The sequence below is a fragment of the Herminiimonas aquatilis genome, from assembly GCF_042665175.1.
GTDB classification, from domain to species: Bacteria; Pseudomonadota; Gammaproteobacteria; order Burkholderiales; family Burkholderiaceae_D; genus Oxalicibacterium; species Oxalicibacterium aquatilis.
In genome coordinates, this window is sequence record NZ_JBHTCC010000001.1 from 426,505 (window position 1) to 448,432 (window position 21,928).

The window sequence follows — 21,928 nt, forward strand, 5'->3', positions numbered from 1 at the left end:
GGGCAAGGAACGGCTCGCAGTCCGCTGAAATTAAATCTGAGCTTGAATTTTGAGCGAATAGAACGTTAACCCATACGACCTGACCACCTTGAGCAAGATGTCGCCGACTCAACTCAGAATGAATACATACTTTTTTACATGCCAAAAAGAAACTTTTTCCTGATGCTAGGGTAAGCTACTCAAAATTAATTAGATCATTGAGTTGCCATGTTTTCAGAAGACCAGTTAGCGGATATCCTCGCCGCACTTCCTGATCCAGCTTTTATCCTTACTCGCAGTGGCTGCTATGCGGCTATTTTCGGTGGTAGTGATTTACGCTATTACCACGATGGCAGCGGCTTGGTTGGCAAATCGCTTCAAGACGTATTGCATGCTGAAAAAGCGATGTGGTTTGCGAAAGAAATCGAAAAGGCCCTCTCATCACACCAACTCCACATTGTTGAATACGGCCTTGCAGGAAGTGATGTCAAAGGACTGGAAGGGGGACCTTCAAACGTCATTTGGTTTGAGGGACGGGTGCAGGCACTCAATTTTCAGGTGAGAGGGGAAGATGCGGTCCTTTGGGTCGCCAGCAATATCACCGAACGTCACGAGCTAGAAACGCAATTGCGCTCCCTGAGTGAGCGCGATCCGCTGACAAATTTATTCAATCGCCGAAAACTTTTAGCGATGCTGGAGGATCAGCACGAACTTTTCAACCGCTACAAGATTCCCACCGCTGTTTTTATTTTCGATATCAACGATTTCAAAAAAATAAACGACCAGTTTGGTCATCTCATGGGAGATCAAGCGCTACAAGCAATAGCGCAATCCTGCATAGCAGAATTGCGCGCGCCCGACATGGCGGCCCGATTTGGTGGGGATGAGTTTGTAATCGTCATGCCGCATACCGACCAAAATCAGGCTCTCAGCATCATCGAGCGATTAAGTGCAAGTATTGAGAAAACAACCGCTGCAATAGGCTTTGCTAACGGCATCAGGATCAGTGGTGGTTTGAGTGAAATTTTTAGCGGTGACACATCAGTGGACGAAGTACTGCATCGTGCTGATGAAAAGTTATATCAGGAAAAAGAAGCTGGGCGCCGGCGCATGAGTGAGCTGCCACCATTGGAAAAAACATAGTCTCGGGACTGTACCGCCCTCTTTTCTAGACATACCTGCGCTTGAATATTGGGCTGATCAAGCGCTATCCCACCCTATTTGCTGGAATCTACCGCAATGAAGTTTCAATACGATATCGGAACGCAAAAAAATGGCCAGAAACGAGTCTGGCCACATTTGAACGCCTGTGAATACCGGATCACGCCTTAGGCAAAGTCACCCCGTGCTGACCCTGGTACTTGCCGCCCCTATCCTTGTACGACACCTCGCACACTTCATCGCTTTCAAAGAACAGCACTTGCGCGCAACCCTCGCCTGCGTAAATCTTCGCTGGCAGTGGCGTCGTGTTGGAAAATTCCAGCGTTACGTAACCTTCCCATTCAGGTTCGAACGGTGTCACATTGACGATGATGCCGCAGCGCGCGTACGTCGATTTTCCCAGGCAGATCGTCAGCACGTTACGCGGAATGCGGAAGTATTCAATCGTGCGCGCCAGTGCGAAGGAATTCGGCGGGATAATACAGACATCGCTTTTGACATCGACGAATGAATTTTCGTCGAAGTTTTTCGGATCGACAATGGTGCTGTTGATATTGGTGAAAATCTTGAATTCGTCGGCACAGCGAATATCGTAGCCATACGACGATGTGCCGTAGGAAACGATTTTCTGGCCATTGGCCTGACGCACCTGACCCGGCTCGAACGGTTCGATCATGCCGGTTTCTGCCGCCATGCGGCGTATCCATTTGTCAGATTTAATTGTCATGTTTTCGGTAAAAAATTGGGGGTTATTCGGGAGTTCGCGCAATTTTACGCGAAATAGATGCTGCTTCCACGGTTTGAAACAAGTGACAGATTTCAGCGCTGCATCGTCTCCCACACTTTTTGCAAACGTTTCGCCGACACTGGCATAGGCGTACGCAACTCCTGCGCATACAGGGATACGCGCAACTCTTCCAGCAGCCAGCGGAATTCAGTCATCTTCGGATCGCCATGACGCTCCTTCAATGCACGCTGCCACGGCGCAGCGACTTGCTGCCATTCGGTCATGGAGCGCGTGTCGCGCGCCGGATCGGCGCGCAGCTTGTCGATGCGGATATTGATAGCCTTCAGATAGCGCGGAAAATGCGTGAGGTCGATGTAATCGTTATCGGCGATGAAACGCTTGCCGACCAAGCCCTGTAGCTGCGCTTGAATATCGGTCACCGCCTGCGCATGCGCCTTCACGGTTTGCAGTTTCTTCGGCAAGGCGTGATATTCGGTCAGTATCAATCCGGTCAGGCGCGCAATCTCGTTGACCAGCAAGCCAAGCCGCGACTTGCCTTCATCCTTGCGAGCATTGAATTCTTCTGCGTTCTTCGGCAATGGCTCCTGCAGGCAGGCGCGCTCCAGTCCTGCATGAATGATCTGGTCGCGCAACTCTTCCTGCGAACCAAGCGCCATGAACTGCATGCCCATCTGCTGCAGGCCGGGTATGTTCTTTTCCAGATACTTGAGTTGTTCTTTCAACTGCAAAGCCAGTAGGCGACGCAAGCCGATGCGATGGACGCGCGCGGCTTCCCCCGGATCATCAAAGACTTCCAGATCGCAATAGGTGCCTTTGTCGACCAATGCAGGAAAACCGATCAGCGTTTGCTTGCCCTGCTGGATTTCCAGCAGTTCCGGCAACTCGCCAAAGGTCCAGCTCGTCAGGTTTTGATGCGTCGTCGCGCTGGCTGCTTTACCCGCAACCTGAGAAACAGTGCCAGGCTGAGTTGCAGCGCCTGGAATCGACGCTTGCGCCTTGGCTGCGACAACATTGGCTTTACCGGCGCGGGTCGATTGACCAACCAAATTGCCTGTCAGCGGCATCGCCGTCTGTTCCGCAATGCGCTGGAAACTTTCCCTCGCCTGCCCGCCGAATTCTGAGCGCAAGGTTCCAAGGTTACGTCCCATCTCGAGCTGGCGACCATGTTCATCAATGATCTTGAAGTTCATGAACTGATGCGAGGACAAGGTCTCCAGTTTGTAGTCTGTCGTCTTGGTGGCAATGCCGGTTTGTTCACGCACGTCGGCAATCACTGCATCGAGCAAACTACCTTTGCCGAAAGCATGTGCAGTCTGCGCGCGGTCGCAAAAGCCGGCCGCGTAATCGGGAATCGGTACGCAATGCCGGCGCAGCTTTTGCGGCAGCGACTTCAATAGCAGATGGACTTTTTCCTTCAGCATACCGGGCACCAGCCATTCGCATCGATCGGCGGAAACCTGATTCAGCGCATACAGCGGTACAGTCAAGGTCACGCCATCGCGCGGCGTGCCGGGTTCGAAGTGATACGACAGCAGCATCTCGACGCCGGCAACGTTCATCATCTTCGGGAATAACTCGGTCGTCACGCCAGCCGCTTCATGTCGCATCAAATCGTCACGATTCAGATACAGCAGCTTCGGTTCTTTGGCGGTCGCTTCCTTGTGCCACTTCTCAAACGTAATGCCGTTATGAATATCGGCTGGAATAATCTTGTCGTAAAACGCAGCGATCAATTCATCATCGACCAATACGTCGAGTCGACGAGACTTGTGTTCGAGGTTTTCAATCTCGCGTATCAGCTTGTTGTTGTGCGCAAAGAATGGCGCACGCGTGTCGAAGTCAGCGCCGACCAGCGCATCGCGAATAAATATTTCACGCGCATCGGATGGATTGATCAAACCGTATTGAATGCGGCGCTGGCTATACACAACCAGGCCGTACAAGGTCGCACGCTCATAGGCCGACACTTGCGCAGTGCGTTTTTCCCAGCGCGGTTCGCCGTAGGATTTTTTCAGCAGATGACCGGCGACACGCTCCAGCCATTCTGGCTGTATCTGCGCGATGCAGCGCGCGTACAGACGCGTGGTATCAACCAGCTCGGCGGCCATGATCCATTTACCCGCTTTTTTGATTAGCGATGAGCCCGGCCAGATATGGAACTTGATCGCACGTGCGCCTATGTAATGTTGTTCTTCTTCGGACTTGAAGCCGATGTTGCCGAGCAAGCCCGTCAACAGCGCGGTGTGTAATTGCTCGTACGTGGCGGGCGCTTCATTCAAGCGCCAGCCCTGCTCGCGCACGATAGTGAGTAGTTGCGAATGCACATCTCGCCATTCGCGCAAACGTAGTTGCGACAGGAAATTGGCGCGGCATTCTTCCTGCAACAAGCGATTCGATTTCTTGTGTGCGATTGCGTCTTCAAACCATTTCCAGATTTTGAGATAACTCTGGAATTCAGATTTTTCATCGGCGAATTTCTTGTGCGCGTTGTCTGCGGCGGTTTGCGCTTCCATCGGACGGTCGCGCGGATCTTGGACCGACAAGGCGGCGGCGATGATCAATACTTCCGTCAGGCAGACATTGTCTTTAGCGGCGAGAATCATGCGGCCCACGCGCGGATCCAGCGGCAAGCGTGCCAGTTCGCGACCGAGCTTGGTCAGATTATTTTCGTCATCAACTGCGCCCAGTTCTTGCAGCAATTGATAACCATCGGCAATCGCGCGACCTAATGGTGGCTCGATAAACGGGAAGGTTTCTACATCGGCCAGATGCAACGATTTCATCCGCAAGATGACGGATGCCAATGAAGAACGCAGGATCTCCGGCTCTGTGAATTTCGGACGCAGCAAATAATCCTGTTCGTCATACAAGCGAATACAGACGCCCGCAGATACACGGCCGCAACGACCGGCGCGCTGATTCGCTGCCGATTGCGCAATCGGTTCAATCTGCAATTGCTCAACCTTATTGCGATAGCTGTAGCGTTTGACGCGCGCCAGACCGGCATCGACAACATATCGGATACCGGGCACGGTCAACGAGGTTTCCGCAACGTTGGTGGCGAGCACGATGCGACGCGCGTTGGAAATTTTGAATACGCGCTCCTGCTCTTGCACTGACAGGCGCGCGAACAGCGGCAATATTTCTACATGCGGCGGATGATGCTTGCGCAGCGCTTCGGCGGCATCGCGAATCTCGCGTTCACCCGGCAGAAAAACCAGTACATCGCCTGAACCTATGCGCGCCAATTCATCGACGGCATCGACCACTGCATCCATCAAATCGCGTTGCCCTCGTTCTTTCGCGGCCAGCGCGGAGCGCCGCGCTTGTCCTGCATCGGAGGTTGCGTTCGGATTGGGGGTCGCGGCATTTTTGTCGAAAGCTTCGACCGGGCGATAGCGCACCTCGACCGGATACATGCGGCCCGACACTTCTATCACCGGCGCGAGTTTTCCATCATTGCCAAAGTGACGCGCGAAACGATCGGCGTCGATGGTCGCCGAAGTGATGATAACTTTCAGATCCGGGCGCTTGGGCAGCAACTGCTTCAGGTAACCGAGCAGGAAGTCGATGTTCAGGCTGCGCTCATGCGCTTCATCGATGATGATGGTGTCGTACTGGCGCAGCAAAGGGTCGGTCTGGGTTTCCGCCAGCAGAATACCGTCCGTCATCAGCTTGATCCACGCGCCCTTGGTCAGCGTGTCATTGAAGCGCACCTTGAAGCCGACATGTTCGCCGAGCGGTGAACCGATTTCCTGTGCGATCCGCTTGGCGGTCGATGAGGCGGCAATCCGGCGTGGTTGCGTGTGTCCGATCAAGCCGTTCAGGCCGCGCCCCAGTTCCAGGCAGATTTTTGGCAATTGGGTTGTTTTGCCCGAGCCGGTTTCACCACTGACGATGATGACCTGATTCGCCTGAATCGCTTGCGCAATATCGTCGCGCCGGCCGGATACCGGCAACTCTTCAGGAAAAGTAATGACGGGCAGCGGATTACGCAGCGGCAGCTTCAATTCGGGCTGCGCAGCAACGGACGAGTCGCGCGCAGGACGATTACGGGCAGCAGCGGGACGATTCTGCGTATTCTGCATATTATGCGAAAGCGCAGGATTTTTTGGGGTGGATTCTGGAGCGGACATGTAGTGCGGAATTATACAGAGCAGTGTCGTATTTCGGTCTTGCATCGCGCAATCGATTACCGTTGCTATGGTTATAATGTGCCTCATGGAAAATCCAGAACAATTCGTCCAGTGGCTGCGCTCCGTCGCGCCATACATCCACGCCTTCCGCGGCAAAACCTTCGTCGTCGCCTTCCCCGGTGAACTGGTCAAGGCCGGTGCCCTGCCAGTACTGGCACAGGATTTGTCGCTGCTGCATGCGCTGGGCATCAAAGTCGTGATCGTCTACGGCTCACGGCCGCAGGTGGAAGAACAGCTTGCATTGCGGAATGTGGAAGCGCGCTTCCACAACGGCTTGCGCATCACCGACGCTGCCGCGCTGGAATGTGCGAAAGAAGCAGCCGGCGAATTGCGTCTCGACATTGAAGCCGCATTCAGCCAGGGCTTGCCGAATACACCTATGGCACACGCGGCGATCCGCATCATTTCCGGCAACTTCGTCACCGCTCGCCCACTCGGGATTGTCGATGGCGTCGATCTGGAACTGACCGGCGTAACGCGCAAGGTCGCTTACGAAACCATCCATCCGATTTTGAACGCAGGCGGCCTGGTGCTGCTGTCGCCGCTGGGCTTCTCGCCTACCGGCGAAGTATTCAATCTGACGATGGAAGATGTCGCGGTATCGGCCGCGATGGCGCTACGCGCAGACAAGCTGATTTTCATCACGGAGACGCCGATGATCATCGACAAGGCCGGTGTTGAAATCCATGAACTGTCGTCGCACCAGGTCGATGCGGTGCTGAATTACGATTGCGTGCCTGACGATTCAGCTTTTTACCTGCAGCATGCGGTGCAAGCATGTAACGGTGGCGTGCCGCGCGCGCACATCGTGCCGTTTTCTACCGATGGTTCCGCTTTGCTGGAATTGTTTACGCATGATGGCGTCGGCACCATGGTTTCCTTCGAAAATCTGGAAAGCCTGCGCGATGCCACCATTGAAGATGTAGGCGGCATCCTCAAATTGATCGAACCGCTGGAAGCCGACGGCACGCTGGTCAAGCGCGGCCGTGAATTGATCGAACGCGAAATCAATTACTTCTCGGTCATTGAACATGACGGCGTGATTTTCGGTTGCGCCGCGCTCTACCCTTTCCCTGCTGAAAAAATGGCCGAGATGGCGTGCCTGATCGTCAATCCGGAAGTGCAAACCCAGGGCGATGGCGAGCGCCTGTTGAAACACATGGAAAACCGGGCGCGCGCGGCCGGCCTGAAAAAACTGTTCGTGCTCACGACGCGTACTGCGCACTGGTTCCTCAAGCGCGGTTTCGTGCCGGCGACGGTTGACGATTTGCCGAAAGATCGCCAGCATATGTACAACTGGCAGCGCAAATCCCTGGTTTTCACGAAAAACCTATAATGGCGTCACTTTTTCACTACGCTGGCGTTCATTATTGAACGACGGCATACATTCAACCCGGTCTGCATGAACATTCATTGAGCAATCTGGGCAGCAACAGGCACAGTGACACGTTCGCGCAGCAGGCAACACTAAGGAATAGCAACATGACACGCATGGTTCACTGCATCAAACTCGACAAGGAAGCCGAAGCACTGGATTTCCCGCCTTACCCGGGCGAACTCGGCAAACGCATTTACGAAAGCGTATCGAAAGAAGCATGGGCTGCATGGCTCAAGCATCAAACCATGCTGGTTAATGAAAACCGCCTGAACCTGGCCGATGTGCGCGCACGTAAATACCTCGCAACGCAAATGGAAAAACACTTTTTCGGTGATGGTGCCGATGCAGCGCAAGGTTATGTGCCGCCGACGGAGTAAGACCGCTAGCATCGTTTCCTGAACGCTGAAAAAAAGCCCGCAGCTTAATCGCCGCGGGCTTTTTTAATGCTTCACGCTTTTTAATGGCTCATGCTGTTGCGATGAATCAAAGGAAGCGGATTTTCCCGGTCTCTACATCCAGCATTGCGCCGACGACTTTGATCTGGCCTTTCTGCGCCATCTCGCGCAGGATCGGGCTCTTGTCCAGAACAGCCTTCACTTGCAGTTTCACATTGTTTTCTGCCACCGCATCCACGAAGTGATGATTGTTCGAGGAGCGATCGCTGCCGTGCACATCTGGCGTCGTGTTGACTGCAGGACGAATCTTGCCAACCAGTTGCGTCAGATTACCCATTTCTACTGCATCGCATGCGCCCTTGACGCCGCCGCAGTGCGTATGGCCTAGCACGACGATTAATTTGGTGCCGGCCACCTTGGATGCATATTCGAGACTGCCGAGGATGTCTTCGTTGACGACATTGCCGGCCACACTGGCTACAAACAGATCACCTACGCCTTGATCGAATACCTGCGATGGCGCCGAACGGGAATCGATGCAACTCACAATACTCGCCAACGGAAATTGACCGTCATGACCGGTTGCTTTTACCTGCGCCGGCAAATCGCGCTTGACGGTATCGCCCGCGACAAAACGCGCATTGCCATCCTTGAGCGCTTGCAAGGCTTGATCCGCACTCATTTGCGTCTGTTTTGCCTTGGTCATGACTGCCGCCTCAGGCGCAGTACCCGCCGACGGCGGATGCGCGCAAGCAAACAGGGACAGACTTAAAACCAGCACGCTTGCGCAACTGATTATTGGAGACAAGATTCGAGTAGAGAATAAAGAAGCAGCGCCGGTGGTTGGGCACGATGTAGAAGAATGTTTCAGTGAAAATTTCATTTATAAACGTCCATGATGGAGCCGCCACAAAGCGGCGCGGTTTTGTTTTTACTTGAGATTATTTTTCAACCACAGATACGCATGGCATACGCCCGAACTGCGCTCAAAAACGAGATGCAAACCATAGCACCACCATTATCAAAAAAACATGACTATTATCAAGAAAGCACATGAGCGGACAAAAAATAAGCACTATTTTTTGCACAAATGCATAAAAAAAACCGCCGATATTTCGGCGGTTTTTTTATTTCTGATCGTCACTCCCAAATCAGGAGTGATTCCAGTTACTCGTTCAGGCTAACTATTTTCAGGGGCGCGCAATCGGCTCTATCCTGCGCTTGTACAAGGAATTGGTCGCCGCCAGAATTTCACGCAACAGCACGAGAAAACTGCCCACCAGGCAGAGCATCGCAAGCACAAAAAACATGGCAATAAATTTGGACAACTCTACGCTCAACGCATCGCCGATAAACAGCGAGATGATCACCAGACTGACCATCAACGCACACGCAGTGCTCAATGTAATCGCGCGATTGATTAAATGCGCGCGCGGATAAAGCGTGATTAACTCTGCGTTCAAATCAGGATGGTGAACAGGGTCGGTCGTGCGCAATTTTTCTTCCAGCACGCGCGAGCGATCGGTGATGCGCCCAAGACGATTGGTCAAGACCATCAAATTCGTGCCGACACCCGTCAACAAGAACACCGGGGCCACCGACAATTGAATGATATGGCCAATATCGCCAACTTGAATTTCCATAGTTTTTTTAAAATTTGAACGGGTAGAAACTTCGATAAAGATACATCAGCAGACATGCATTGCCAAACACTTCAGCGATTCATCATACGCTTGTTGCTCAGCAAGTTGCATGCCAAAAACCAGGCGCGTGCAGAATGAAAAGCGTCAGCGCACACGCCCGACCATTGCCGATTATTTTTTCTCGATTTCTCCGCCCAATGCCTGTACCAGATCCGCCAGCATGCGGCTTAACTCACCGGTCATCAGCATCACATCCGAATCAAAGCGTTCTTCGTCATTTTGCGCAGTGGTGTCTGCATTTTCCTTGATCACATCGAGCGGTGTGACCCGCTTGATGGTCAGGGATTCAGTCAGTACGAAAGATATCTTGTCAGCCCAGGTCAGTGCAAGACGCGTACATTGCTTGCCGGACGCGATGTGGCGTTGCACGTCTTCGGCTTCCAGCGTGTGGCGCACATAGCGCACCGTCGCCTTGCCTTCGCTATTGGAACGCAACTCTGTATCCTGATCCACCGTGAAGCCGCTCGGTGCTGTATCGGCCAGCAACCATTCCGTCATCGCTGCTACCGGCGATTGCGCAACATGCAAGGCTTCCATCGGCAATTTTTCGATGGATTTGATCAGCAGCTTCAATACTTCATCGGCTTTGGCCGGGCTGCCGGCGTCAACGACCAGCCAGCCATTGACCGGATCGATCCAGACCCAGGTTTGACGCCAGACGCTGAAGGCACGTGGCAGCAACTCATCGGTAACATCTTCCTTGAGTTCCTTCATTTGCTTGCGGCCAGGCTTGAAACCCTGTTGTTCTTCGATTTCTGCAGCCTTGATCTTGGTGACCTGATTGATAACGGTGGTCGGCAGCAGTTTTTTCTCGGTCCCTAGCAAGAGCAGAATCTGTTTGTTCAGCGAATAGACCAGCTCACCATTTTCGCGCGGTGAGACCCACCCCTGACTTTGCATGTCGAGACTGCTGCAAGGCTGGAATGCGTGCGGCGCAAGATCTGCTTCCAGCTGCTCGCTTGTGATGGCCCACGGTGCAGGAAGACGATATATCTGAAGATTCTTGAACCACATGGCTAGCCCCGGCAAAAAAAGGGGCTATTCTACACGCGGGCACCTGCATTCCCGCAGTAAAAATTTGGATTTAATCACGATAAAAATAGTGACAGGAAGCGGTTCACCAAGACGTAAAAGTACAGCGACGACTGCGATGACAAATAGCCTGATGGATCGGTCCATTTATCCGCTCGCTTATCCGTTGATTTATCAGGCAAATCAGCCGCTAAAGCCTGCCCGGGTGCGGTTATAATACGCGTCAACTAATTGCCGGCCGAAGCTTGTGCACGCATCAGGTTACCGCCCGGAAATTGATCCGAAAAATTGCTTTTACATCTGCATCACCAATTATTTTTTCCATGTCCAAAAGCCCATCCCGCAAGCCGATAGAAATCAAGATTTCCACCGTCGTCGCCGTCTCCGCAATTCTGAATGAATCCAATCTGGCCGTACTCGATGCGGCCATGCAAGAGATGACGGGCGGCAATGTAGATTTCTTCGAGGATGAGTTCACCGTCATCGACATCGGCTCCCTCGACGGTGCGCATCAGACTATCGACTGGCATGCCATTACCACGCTATTAAAGGCTTATCGCCTGAATGCGGTGGCGGTACGCAATGCAACGCCGGAAATGGAAGCCGATATTCTGGCGCATGGTTTGAGTCTGGACGGCCCGGTCAAACCACGTGCAGTAGTCGCGACCGATGTTGCCAACGCGCCAGGACAAGCGGAAATCGATCTTGCACCGGCAGAAGAAATCGCCGTAGCGCTTGAAGTCGCGCCACCAGCGCAAGCACAAACTGTCGCGCAGCAAGCCCCCGCTGCTGCGCAATTCGCTGCCAACACGATGATCATCGATACACCGGTACGCGCCGGCCAACGCATTTATGCACGCGGTGCCGATCTGATCATCACCGCCGCCGTCAATAATGGCGCGGAAGTGATCGCCGATGGCAGCATCCACATCTATGCACCCTTGCGCGGTCGCGCATTGGCCGGTGCCAGCGGCAATACCGAAGCACGCATTTTTACGCTGAGCATGGAAGCAGAACTGGTATCCATCGCCGGCATGTACCGCACGTTTGAAGATGGCTTCCCGCCAGATCGCAAACAGCAAGCCACACAAATTCGCCTGATAGGCGATCGCATCGATATGCTGCCTATCAAAGCAGCTGCGTAAATCAATTAAATTATTTAACGAAAAGGGGTTTCCTTTGGCAAAAATCATTGTTGTGACATCGGGTAAAGGCGGCGTTGGCAAAACCACGTCAAGCGCAAGCTTTGGCTCCGGTCTGGCCCTGCGCGGACACAAAACCGTCATCATCGATTTTGACGTCGGCCTGCGTAACCTCGATCTGATCATGGGCTGCGAACGTCGTGTCGTATATGACTTGATCAATGTCGTGAATCAGGAAGCCACGCTCAATCAAGCTTTGATCAAGGACAAGCACTGCGACAATCTGTTCGTATTGCCTGCATCACAAACGCGCGACAAAGATGCCCTGTCGGAAGAAGGCGTGGAACGCGTACTGAAGGATCTGGCAGCGATGGATTTTGAATACATCATCTGCGATTCGCCGGCCGGTATCGAACACGGTGCAGTGATGGCGCTGACCTTCGCCGATGAAGCGATCATCGTTACCAATCCTGAAGTATCGTCGGTGCGCGATTCCGATCGCATTCTCGGCATTATCCAAGCCAAATCGCGCCGCGCGCTGAATGGCCAAGAACCGGTCAAGGAACATTTGCTGATTACCCGTTATGTACCGAAACGCGTAGACGCCGGCGAAATGCTGTCCTACACCGACGTGCAGGAAATCCTGCGCATTCCATTGGTGGGCATCATTCCGGAATCGGAATCCGTGCTGCATGCATCAAACTCGGGCAATCCGGCGATTCATATCGAGGGCACAGAAGTATCGGAAGCGTACAAGGATGTGGTGTCGCGCTTTTTGGGTCAGGAAGTTCCACTGCGCTTTACCGACTACGAAAAGCCTGGCTTTCTGCAGAGAATTTTTGGAGGTAAGTAAACATGGCTCTCCTGTCCTTTCTCTTCAATACGAAACCAAAAGCGACCGCATCGTCGGCAAAGGAACGCCTGCAGATCATCATTGCGCGCGAGCGCAACGGTCGCTCCGGCCCTGACTTCCTGCCTGCGCTGCACAAGGAATTGATTGCAGTCATTTCCAAGTACGTGAAGGTCAATCCGGAAGACATCAAGATTTCACTGAACAGCCAGGGCAATCTGGAAGTCCTGGACGTCAACGTGGTGCTGCCGGAAGACGAGCTCGTCAAACCGTAACGCAAGCAGTCATCGCAAGCATCACGGTAGCCAGCAAGGAAATTAGTCTGTGCGGCTCATCGCTCAACGATGGGCCGCGATGTTGTCCTCGCTGCATGCGTGCAGCGAATATCCGCAGTGCCAAACACATCTGCCTGGATAACGTATCATTCCGCATTGCCCATCTTTTTCAGGATCTCACATGAAAACCAAAGCCGCCGTCGCGTGGAAAGCAGGACAACCGTTAACCATAGAAGAAGTCGAATTAGGCGGCCCGCGTGAAGGTGAAGTACTGGTCGAGATCAAGGCCACCGGCATTTGCCACACTGATTACTACACCTTGTCTGGTGCCGATCCCGAAGGGATTTTCCCTGCGATTCTTGGCCATGAAGGCGCAGGCGTGGTGGTTGAAGTCGGTCCCGGTGTCAAGAGCCTGAAAAAAGACGATCACGTCATTCCGCTCTACACGCCGGAATGCCGCGAATGCAAATTTTGCCTGTCGCGCAAAACCAATCTGTGCCAAAAAATCCGCTCGACTCAAGGTCGCGGCTTGATGCCGGATGCGACTAGCCGCTTCTCTATCGATGGCAAGCCGATTTTCCATTACATGGGTACCTCTACTTTCTCCAACTACATCGTGGTGCCGGAAATCGCCTTGGCGAAGATTCGTGAAGATGCGCCTTTCGACAAGGTTTGCTACATCGGTTGCGGCGTCACCACTGGCGTAGGCGCCGTTCTGTTCACCGCCAAAGTAGAAGCCGGCGCGAATGTTGTGGTCTTTGGTCTCGGCGGCATCGGCTTGAACGTGATTCAGGCTGCACGCATGGTAGGCGCAGACAAGATCATTGGCGTCGATCTGAATCCTGCACGCGAAGCCATGGCGCGCAAATTCGGCATGACGCATTTCATCAATCCAAGCAAAGTCGAAAATGTCGTTGACGCGATCGTGCAATTGACCGACGGCGGGGCCGATTACAGTTTCGAATGCATAGGCAATGTACACACGATGCGCCAGGCGCTGGAATGCTGCCATAAAGGCTGGGGCCAATCGATTGTGATCGGTGTCGCCGAAGCCGGTGCAGAAATCAGCACCCGCCCATTCCAGCTGGTCACCGGCCGCGAATGGAAAGGCTCGGCCTTCGGCGGTGCGCGCGGACGTACCGATGTGCCCAAAATTGTCGACTGGTACATGGAAGGCAAGCTGAATATCGACGACCTGATCACGCACACACTGCCTTTGGAGCGTATCAACGAAGGCTTCGATTTGATGAAGAGCGGCGAATCGATACGCTCAGTCGTACTTTATTAATAGTAAGTGCTAACCAAACATACTTGAAACAGAAATACGCGGAGAAGAAGTGGAACTGATCAGCCAGCATAAATGCTTTCACGGTGTACAAAGCTTTTACAAACACGAATCGACATCGACCAGCTTGCCGATGACCTTTTCAGTCTATGAGCCACCCCAGGCGAAACAGCGCAAAGTACCCGTGCTGTTTTATCTGGCCGGTCTGACCTGCACCGAAGAAACCTTCATGATCAAGGCCGGCGCACAACGCTACGCTGCCGAACACGGCATCATGCTGGTGTCCATGGATACCAGCCCGCGTCGTACCGGCATCAAGGGCGCAGGCGATAGCTGGGACTTCGGTCATGGCGCAGGTTTTTATATCGACGCTACGCAAGAACCGTGGTCTGCGTATTTCCGTATGGAGTCCTATGTCGTACAGGAACTGCGTAAGATCATCATCGACAACTTTGCTGCACGTGCCGATCGTATCGGCGTGTTCGGGCATTCGATGGGCGGTCATGGCGCATTGACGCTGGCCTTGAAGTATCCGGATATTTATCAATCGGTATCTGCCTTTGCGCCTATCACGGCGCCGACCGAAGTTCCGTGGGGACAGAAAGCGTTCTCGGCTTATCTGGGTCCGGATCAAGGTATATGGCTGCAACACGATGCCAGCGCGCTGATGCGCACACGCAAAACACCATTCCCGCAAGGCATACTGATCGATCAGGGACTGGAAGATCAATTCCTCGATGAGCAATTGAAACCGCATCAGTTTGAAGCGGCATGCTGGGCGGCAGACCAGCCTTTGACCTTGCGCCGTCACTCAGGTTACGACCACAATTATTATTTCATCTCGACGTTCATGCAGGATCACATCGCCTTCCACAGCGCGATTCTGAATAAATAAGTATTTTGAAATAGCGCCATGGTCGAACGCCATGCATTTTTTGAAGGCAGACAAATAAAAAAGCCTCGGCGAAGTAAATCGCCGAGGCTTTTTTAATTCCATCCACAATCCGGTCAGACCGGATTGTTCTCTATTAAAACTCTTCCCAATCATCACCACCACCGGTGGTTGCCGGCTTGGCGGGTGCTGCTGGCTTGCGCTCAGGCGCTGCCAGCGATGTTTTTCTGACTGTAGCGGCAATCGGCGCACGCACGGCGGTCGATTGCACGGTGCGACGTGGTGCCTCTGCCTGCATGCCCGTATAAGAAGCATCCACACGGAAGACGCTAACGGCTTGCGCCAGGTTTTTCGCCTGATCCTGCAGCGATTCAGCTGCTGCAGCCGCTTCTTCGACCAGCGCAGCATTCTGTTGCGTAACCTGATCCATCTGGCTGACGGCTTGATTGACTTGCTCGATGCCGTCGCTTTGTTCCTGGCTCGCCGCCGTAATTTCAGCCATGATATCGGCGACGCGTTTTACACCGTCAACGATCTCGTCCATCGTGGTACCGGCTTCTGCAACCAGTTTGCTACCTGCATCGACCTTCTCCACTGAGTCGCCGATCAAGGCCTTGATTTCTTTTGCGGCGGCAGCTGAACGTTGTGCCAGATTGCGCACCTCAGTCGCCACCACGGCGAAACCACGACCTTGTTCGCCGGCACGTGCGGCCTCAACTGCTGCATTCAATGCCAGGATGTTGGTCTGGAATGCGATGCCATCAATGACACCAATGATGTCGACAATTTTCTTCGCCGAGCTGTTGATCGCACCCATCGTATCAACTACTTGGGACACCACTGCGCCCCCCTTGACTGCGACTGTCGATGCAGCAACTGCGAGTTGATTTGCCTGACGTGAATTGTCTGCATTCTGCTTCACTGTCGAAGTCAGTTCTTCCATCGAAGAAGCAGTCTCTTCCAGCGAACTCGCCTGCTGTTCAGTACGCGAAGACAAGTCCAGATTACCACTGGCAATTTCACTCGATGCCGTTGCAATCGTATCGGTACCCATGCGGATTTGCGAAACCGTTCTGGCCAGATTTTCCTGCATGCTACGCAATGCATTGAGTAACAGACCAGGTTCATCCTGCGTAGGCGGCAAGCTGCTGCGCGCCGTCAGATCACCTTCGGCAACTGCCTCAGCCAAAGTCAGAGCTTCTTTCAATGGACGTGTAATACCACTCGTCAAACGCCACGCGATAATCGTACCCAGCAGGATGGCAATCAAGGCACCAATGATCATGGTCATGCGGCCAGACAAGTAATCAGCCGTGATCGATTCGGCAGCCTGTTTGACTTCATTTTCATAATGCCCCAACACTTCCGTTACGCTGTTCTCGTAGGCGTCGAGCGCAGGCACCATTTTCGATTCAATCATCTGATTAGCTTCGTCGACATTCCCACCTGACTTGACCTCAAGAATCGATTTACGAATACTGATGTAGGCACTGCGGTTTTTTGCAACTTCCGCGAATAATTCCTTTTCCCTGTCCGTGCTGATTCGGTCTTCAATTCCTTTTTGAATTTCAGTAATCTTTTTGCTTTCTGCGCTAATACCCTTTTGGAAAAATTCCTGGGTCTCGGTATTCGACGCCTTCACCAAAGCAAGCGTGCGTGACGCATTAACTTTGGTACTCATCAACCAGTTTTGCGCTGATTTTTGTTTTTCCAGCGACTCATCCACCAAATGGCGGCTAGCATTGTTGATGTTTTCCAGACGCATGACGCCGATGATGCCCATCACTGCAACCAGTAACAGAATCAATCCGAATCCCGCTCCAAGGCGCGTACCTATTTTCATATTTGCGATGCGCATGGTGTCTCCTCCAAGGTTTTTATTTGTACTGTAAACATGTTGCTAATTCATCCTCCAGAGTTAAGTCCCATATGCCGTGCGGCACTGGCAAAAATTACGATATTGATGGCATCCAGCCAATTGCTTGCTACTGCAGTGGCAATATCGGAGCATGCAATCAAGACCTGATGCCACATGTCAAATCTACATGCACTTCAAGAAATATCTGTCATACGTTAGTCATATAACGGCGCGTAAAGCACAAGCTTGACGCCCGATTAAAAAAATAGCGCGATGGTTGTGTAAAGACCGACAAGTACTCAACGTCGTCGATCAAGGCTCTGAGCAGAGCGCAGTGAAGGTGTTGCATAAAACGGTCCTTGTCTCCAACTGCTTTTTTTGTAATGTCTTTTTTAAAATCTTTTTACTTGCGGATTTTTATCCGCCAAGAAAATCAAACGTCTGTCTGTTATCAGCATTCATGCTCGATTTAGAAGAACAATCTTGCTAACAAGAACTTTACACCCTATTGATTTAAACATGCCAATCTTATCGCTGTACTTCATACAAAAAACCGCGAAGAGAATGTGGAGCCAATCCTAAACTCAGCATCTGCAATAGAATGACTATCATTTCTACACACGTTCTATTCAAAGAAATAAATAGCACACGCTATAGCCTTTGCGGCTCACATTAAAGCCTAACCTTTTCAACTTACGCTGTACTGACACATTAATGAGTGAATTCTGACAACAACAGAAATGCATGCATCAACACTACTCACATGTGCGTTGATCAAATTTAAATTACCAAAAAAACTACAGAAATAAACGACATAATCAAAAGACAATAAACGTCGATACTTTTCGCACAACCTCTTTAAAATCGTTCATACCCTTTCAGGTAGCGCCATTCGCCTGCAGGCAAACTCGCCATCGGAATGCGTGCGATGCGTATGCGTTTCAAATTGATCAGCTTCAAGCCAACTGCTTCACACATATGCGCAATTTGTCCGCGTCGCCCTGCCTTCAGTGCAAAGCGCAAACGTGTTTCGTTTTGCCAGCTAACCTTAATCGGTGGCAGCGGACGATTGTTAAAGCTCAATCCATGATTGAGCAAGGCCAGGCCGCCTTCAATCAAATCGCCACTGACTTCGGCGATGTATTCCTGTTCGACAGTTGCCGCATCGTCAATCAGCTTGCGCGCGACGTGCCAATCCTGCGTAAAAACAACGAGGCCGCTGGCGTAACTTTCCAGCGTATCAGTGGCCTTGAGCGCAATCGTATGTTTCTTCAGGAAGCGAATACCGGAACGGTCATCCGCATAAAGATTGTTCAACCCAATGCTTTGCACAGCGGCATCCATATCCATGCCGGCCGGCTTGTGAAACAGGATCGTGACCGGATCAACTGCCGCCAGCGTTGCATCGGGTGACAATACGATCGCTTGCTGCGGCGATACGCGACAACCCGGTTCTTCGACGACGATGCCGTCGATCGTGATCCAGCCACCTTCGATATATTGCTCAGCTTCGCGACGCGAGCAGGGAATCGCGTCAGCGACGCGTTTAACGAGTCGGATGGAATCGGTCATGATCAGGCAATCTTGAAAAAGAGGCGTATTGTCGGCTTGCCTGAGATGGATCGCAAGTTTTTTGCGTGCAAGCAGACTGCAATACCGCGCGTTATCGGATTGCCTGCAAGACTATTTCATGCACGGCAACGAAGCGGTCAATCGCTGAGACTGAATTTTATCCAAACCAAACCGCTGCACTGGTGACATGGAGCTGCAAACACTGGACAACAATCAAATCTAGGCTGCAGGTGCGTCTGCTTTCGGTGCGAGGCTGACCGCGCCGGATGGAATGCCTGCACCTTCCCAGCGATCGAATTCACTCATGATGGCTGCATAGGTCTTTTGGCTAATATCAGGCAAGGTTCCGCCCAGCATGTCGGTCGCTTCCTTGAAGCCTTTTTCAACCCCAGCGCGTATCGCCGCGAGTTTGGACGGGTCATCACCTATCGCGCTTTTCGCAAAATTCAAGATGCGCTCTGCAACCTGGCGCACGCCGAATTCACCATCTTCGGCGATCGCTGCTTTGGCCTTATCTATGGTTGCGGCGTCGGTCATCAGTTGCTGCTCACCGCTGACGACTTTGTCTATTTCCAATCCTTGCTGACGCATCAAGGGCAGAATCAGGTTGATGATTTCCTGCACCTTGCGATTGGATTCTTCCAGCATCGCAGAGACATCGGGACGCGTTGGTGCATTTGCATTGCGCGGATTGGAGTAGGTCGGCGTATCCGCAACTTGCGTACCCAAGGTCACCGTATCGGTCACGCTCGCGTCCTCGGTCTTGTCAGCCGCCGGTTGCGTGGATTCGCGTGGGCTCGCTGCAGGAACCGTGGAGGCGCGTTGCGTATTTTGTGTAGTGTTTGAAATTACGATGCTCATGACGATTGCCCTTCATTCATCAACCAACGATGGAAAAGGATCGCAGTGACAACATCATCTTGGAATTTTCCGCGATCGTACTACTTCTATCGGCATAAAATCGGAAAAGGTGAGCGCCCAAACATATTGAGCACTTGTCATATTGGAAATATTTATAAGCCATCCAAGCAAACGCCGTTTAATCGCCTCTTAAGCATCGTCTAGCAAGGCCAAAGCTGTCATACTGTCGGCTTCCTCGCCTCCTCGCGATATGACGCCGCTTTTATCGTCATTTGCCACTGTTTATTCCATGAGCGCTCAGCCCAAAAATCTGTTTTCCTATCCTGTCCAGCCTGCACCGCATGGCAAAGGCACCATCAAGCCTGTTCCGTTCCTGCCAATGTCGCGCGCGGAGATGGACAAACTCGGCTGGGACAGCTGCGATGTAATTTTAGTGACGGGCGATGCCTACATTGATCATCCCAGTTTTGGCATGGCGTTGATTGGGCGACTGCTGGAATCGCAAGGCTTCCGCGTCGGCATCATCGCGCAACCGGACTGGCTGTCGGCCGACGCATTCCGCGCGCTGGGTAAACCCAATCTATATTTCGGCATCACGGCCGGCAATATGGATTCGATGGTGAATCGCTACACGGCTGATCGCAAGATTCGCTCCGATGATGCCTACACGCCCCATGGCGAAGCCAACAAACGGCCGGATCGTGCGCTGACTGTTTATTCGCAACGTGTGCGTGAAGCCTATCCCGGCGTGAATGTCGTGATTGGCAGTATTGAAGCCAGCCTGCGCCGCATCGCGCATTACGATTACTGGTCGGACAAAGTGCGCCGTTCGGTGCTGCCGGATTCCAAGGCAGACATCCTGATATTCGGTAATGCAGAGCGCGCACTGGTTGATCTGACACATCGTGTTGCAGCAGGCGAACCGATTTCTTCGATACGCGATCTGCGTGGCACCGCCTTCATGGTGCCATCCGGATGGAAACCGACACCGGAATGGGCAGAAGCCAATTCGACGCGCGTTGATACGCCGGGCAAAGTCGATGTCCATCCCGATCCGTATGAAATGAAGATGAAGAATACGGAAGGCTGCAAGACCGACGCTGCCGATCCAGCAGTCGCTGCAGCGCCGGTAGAACCAGCCGTCAAAGTCATCAAGATCATGAGTCGCGAAGAACGTCGCGAAGCTGAAAAAGAAGTCCGCAACAAAACCGTGGTGCGCCTGCCCTCTTATGATGTGATCAAGGACGATCCGGTTTTGTATGCCCATGCGTCTCGCGTCTTTCATCTGGAATCCAATCCGGGCAATGCCCGCGCATTGGTGCAGGCGCATGGCGAACGCGATGTCTGGCTCAATCCACCGCCATTGCCATTGGCAATGGACGAAATGGATGGCGTGTACGACATGGCATACGCACGTGCACCGCACCCAAGTTATGGCAAGGCGCGCATCCCGGCCTGGGAAATGATTCGCTTCTCGGTCAACATCATGCGCGGCTGCTTTGGCGGCTGTACTTTCTGTTCGATCACCGAACACGAAGGACGCATTATCCAGAGTCGTTCCGAGCCTTCCATCCTGCGCGAAATCGAACTGATACGCGACAAGACCAAAGGTTTTACGGGCACGATTTCTGATCTCGGCGGCCCGACCGCGAATATGTATCGCCTTGCATGCAAGGACAAACGTATCGAGGAATCATGCCGCCGCCTGTCGTGCGTCTATCCGAGTATTTGCTCCAACCTAGGCACTGATCACAGCAAGCTGATCCAGCTGTACCGCAAGGCACGTGCGATCCCTGGTGTGAAGAAAATTCTGGTCAGTTCCGGCTTGCGTTACGACCTCGCGGTGCGCTCGCCCGAATACGTAAAAGAACTGGTCACGCATCACATCGGCGGCCTGCTGAAAATCGCGCCCGAGCATTCGGAAGAAGGCCCATTGTCGAAGATGATGAAGCCGGGCATGGGTGCCTACGACAAGTTCAAGGAACTGTTCGAAAAGTATTCAAAAGAAGCTGGCAAGGAACAGTATCTGATCCCCTACTTCATCGCGGCGCATCCAGGTACTACTGATGAAGACATGCTGAATCTGGCTTTGTGGCTGAAGAAAAATAATTTCCGCCTGGATCAGGTGCAGACCTTCATGCCGACGCCGATGGCGCTGGCAACCACGATGTATCACACGCGTAAAAATCCTCTGCGTAAAGTGACAGAGGATTCGGAAGCAGTCGAGACCGTGCGCACCGGCAAAATTCGCAAGCTGCACAAGGCCTTCCTGCGTTATCACGATCCGGATAACTGGGAAATTCTGCGCGAAGGATTGCAACGCATGGGCCGCAGCGATTTGATTGGCAGTGGCGAACATCATCTGGTACCGCGCCATGATGCAGGCAACCGCAGTCTGGCGGTTGCAGAACGTCGTCGCGAAACACCCGGCCCTGATCAACTTGCGAAGAAATTCGGCCAGAACAAGCCGCGACCCGGTGGTGCCGTGCAACGCACACCGCTTGCGCGCAACACGACCGGGCGCGTGATCGTGGCGGCCAAGCCTGCACGCAAAGGTATGGCTAATACAGCCAAAGGCGGACGCAAATAAGCGTTGCGACA

18 protein-coding genes are annotated in these 21,928 nt (G+C 52.8%); 10 read left to right on the forward strand and 8 right to left on the reverse strand.

Translation table 11 applies throughout. The features are described from left to right. The first annotated feature begins 207 nt into the window (after positions 1–207). Positions 208–1,122 carry a sensor domain-containing diguanylate cyclase gene (locus ACFQO0_RS01865; protein ID WP_382232353.1) on the forward strand — a complete coding sequence of 305 codons (915 nt, stop codon included), beginning with the start codon at positions 208–210 and terminating at the stop codon, positions 1,120–1,122. Positions 1,123–1,300: 178 nt separating this feature from the next. Here the strand turns inward: ACFQO0_RS01865 and dcd are convergent, their stop codons facing one another. Further along, complete coding sequence (gene dcd, locus ACFQO0_RS01870) at positions 1,301–1,867, reverse strand: dCTP deaminase (RefSeq protein ID WP_076591848.1); 567 nt, start codon at positions 1,865–1,867, stop codon at positions 1,301–1,303. A 92-nt stretch (positions 1,868–1,959) separates the two neighbouring features. After that, positions 1,960–6,024, reverse strand: a complete 4,065-nt coding sequence (gene hrpA / locus ACFQO0_RS01875; protein WP_382232354.1) for an ATP-dependent RNA helicase HrpA — start codon at positions 6,022–6,024, stop codon at positions 1,960–1,962. A gap of 85 nt (positions 6,025–6,109) precedes the next feature. Between hrpA and argA the strand changes: the two genes are divergently transcribed. Beyond that, complete coding sequence (gene argA, locus ACFQO0_RS01880; RefSeq protein WP_382232355.1) at positions 6,110–7,420, forward strand: amino-acid N-acetyltransferase; 1,311 nt, start codon at positions 6,110–6,112, stop codon at positions 7,418–7,420. A 146-nt stretch (positions 7,421–7,566) separates the two neighbouring features. After that, positions 7,567–7,839, forward strand: a complete 273-nt coding sequence (locus tag ACFQO0_RS01885) for an oxidative damage protection protein (RefSeq protein ID WP_304782468.1) — start codon at positions 7,567–7,569, stop codon at positions 7,837–7,839. A 106-nt stretch (positions 7,840–7,945) separates the two neighbouring features. On the opposite strand, the gene ACFQO0_RS01890 is transcribed toward ACFQO0_RS01885, so the two are convergent. After that, positions 7,946–8,563 (reverse strand): carbonic anhydrase family protein, encoded by a 618-nt coding sequence (locus ACFQO0_RS01890; protein WP_382232356.1) that lies wholly within the window; start codon positions 8,561–8,563, stop codon positions 7,946–7,948. Between ACFQO0_RS01890 and ACFQO0_RS01895 the strand changes: the two genes are divergently transcribed. Further along, on the forward strand, positions 8,562–8,756 hold the full coding sequence (locus tag ACFQO0_RS01895; RefSeq protein WP_382232357.1) for a hypothetical protein: 195 nt from the start codon (positions 8,562–8,564) through the stop codon (positions 8,754–8,756). The genes ACFQO0_RS01890 and ACFQO0_RS01895 overlap by 2 nt on opposite strands. A gap of 291 nt (positions 8,757–9,047) precedes the next feature. Here ACFQO0_RS01895 and ACFQO0_RS01900 read toward each other — a convergent pair whose 3' ends face one another. After that, complete coding sequence (locus ACFQO0_RS01900; RefSeq protein WP_382232358.1) at positions 9,048–9,500, reverse strand: DUF2721 domain-containing protein; 453 nt, start codon at positions 9,498–9,500, stop codon at positions 9,048–9,050. A gap of 171 nt (positions 9,501–9,671) precedes the next feature. Then, the gene (locus ACFQO0_RS01905) at positions 9,672–10,574 is read right to left on the reverse strand and encodes a recombination-associated protein RdgC (RefSeq protein WP_382232359.1); all 903 of its coding nucleotides are present in this window, start codon (positions 10,572–10,574) and stop codon (positions 9,672–9,674) included. A gap of 341 nt (positions 10,575–10,915) precedes the next feature. Here ACFQO0_RS01905 and minC point away from each other — a divergent pair, with 341 nt between their 5' ends. The 5 genes from minC to fghA all read left to right on the forward strand — a co-directional run bounded on the left by minC (position 10,916) and on the right by fghA (position 15,039). Further along, on the forward strand, positions 10,916–11,737 hold the full coding sequence (gene minC / locus ACFQO0_RS01910; RefSeq protein WP_382232360.1) for a septum site-determining protein MinC: 822 nt from the start codon (positions 10,916–10,918) through the stop codon (positions 11,735–11,737). A 34-nt stretch (positions 11,738–11,771) separates the two neighbouring features. Beyond that, complete coding sequence (minD, locus tag ACFQO0_RS01915) at positions 11,772–12,587, forward strand: septum site-determining protein MinD (protein ID WP_382232361.1); 816 nt, start codon at positions 11,772–11,774, stop codon at positions 12,585–12,587. A 2-nt stretch (positions 12,588–12,589) separates the two neighbouring features. Then, complete coding sequence (minE, locus tag ACFQO0_RS01920) at positions 12,590–12,859, forward strand: cell division topological specificity factor MinE (RefSeq protein WP_304932086.1); 270 nt, start codon at positions 12,590–12,592, stop codon at positions 12,857–12,859. A 181-nt stretch (positions 12,860–13,040) separates the two neighbouring features. Continuing rightward, positions 13,041–14,147: an S-(hydroxymethyl)glutathione dehydrogenase/class III alcohol dehydrogenase gene (locus tag ACFQO0_RS01925; RefSeq protein WP_382232362.1), complete on the forward strand. Its 1,107-nt coding sequence runs from the start codon at positions 13,041–13,043 to the stop codon at positions 14,145–14,147. A 49-nt stretch (positions 14,148–14,196) separates the two neighbouring features. Further along, a complete protein-coding gene (fghA, locus tag ACFQO0_RS01930; RefSeq protein WP_382232363.1) occupies positions 14,197–15,039 on the forward strand; it encodes an S-formylglutathione hydrolase in 843 nt (280 codons plus the stop codon). A 133-nt stretch (positions 15,040–15,172) separates the two neighbouring features. Here the strand turns inward: fghA and ACFQO0_RS01935 are convergent, their stop codons facing one another. The 3 genes from ACFQO0_RS01935 to ACFQO0_RS01945 form a co-directional block, all read right to left on the reverse strand. After that, positions 15,173–16,894 (reverse strand): methyl-accepting chemotaxis protein, encoded by a 1,722-nt coding sequence (locus ACFQO0_RS01935; protein WP_382232364.1) that lies wholly within the window; start codon positions 16,892–16,894, stop codon positions 15,173–15,175. Positions 16,895–17,752: 858 nt separating this feature from the next. Next, positions 17,753–18,466, reverse strand: coding sequence for an rRNA pseudouridine synthase (locus ACFQO0_RS01940; protein WP_382232365.1), 714 nt, complete (start codon positions 18,464–18,466; stop codon positions 17,753–17,755). Positions 18,467–18,685: 219 nt separating this feature from the next. Further along, a complete protein-coding gene (locus ACFQO0_RS01945) occupies positions 18,686–19,327 on the reverse strand; it encodes a DUF5610 domain-containing protein (protein ID WP_382232366.1) in 642 nt (213 codons plus the stop codon). Positions 19,328–19,706: 379 nt separating this feature from the next. On the opposite strand from ACFQO0_RS01945, the gene ACFQO0_RS01950 reads away from it, so the two are divergent. Continuing rightward, positions 19,707–21,917, forward strand: a complete 2,211-nt coding sequence (locus tag ACFQO0_RS01950; protein WP_382233985.1) for a YgiQ family radical SAM protein — start codon at positions 19,707–19,709, stop codon at positions 21,915–21,917. Positions 21,918–21,928: the final 11 nt, after the last annotated feature.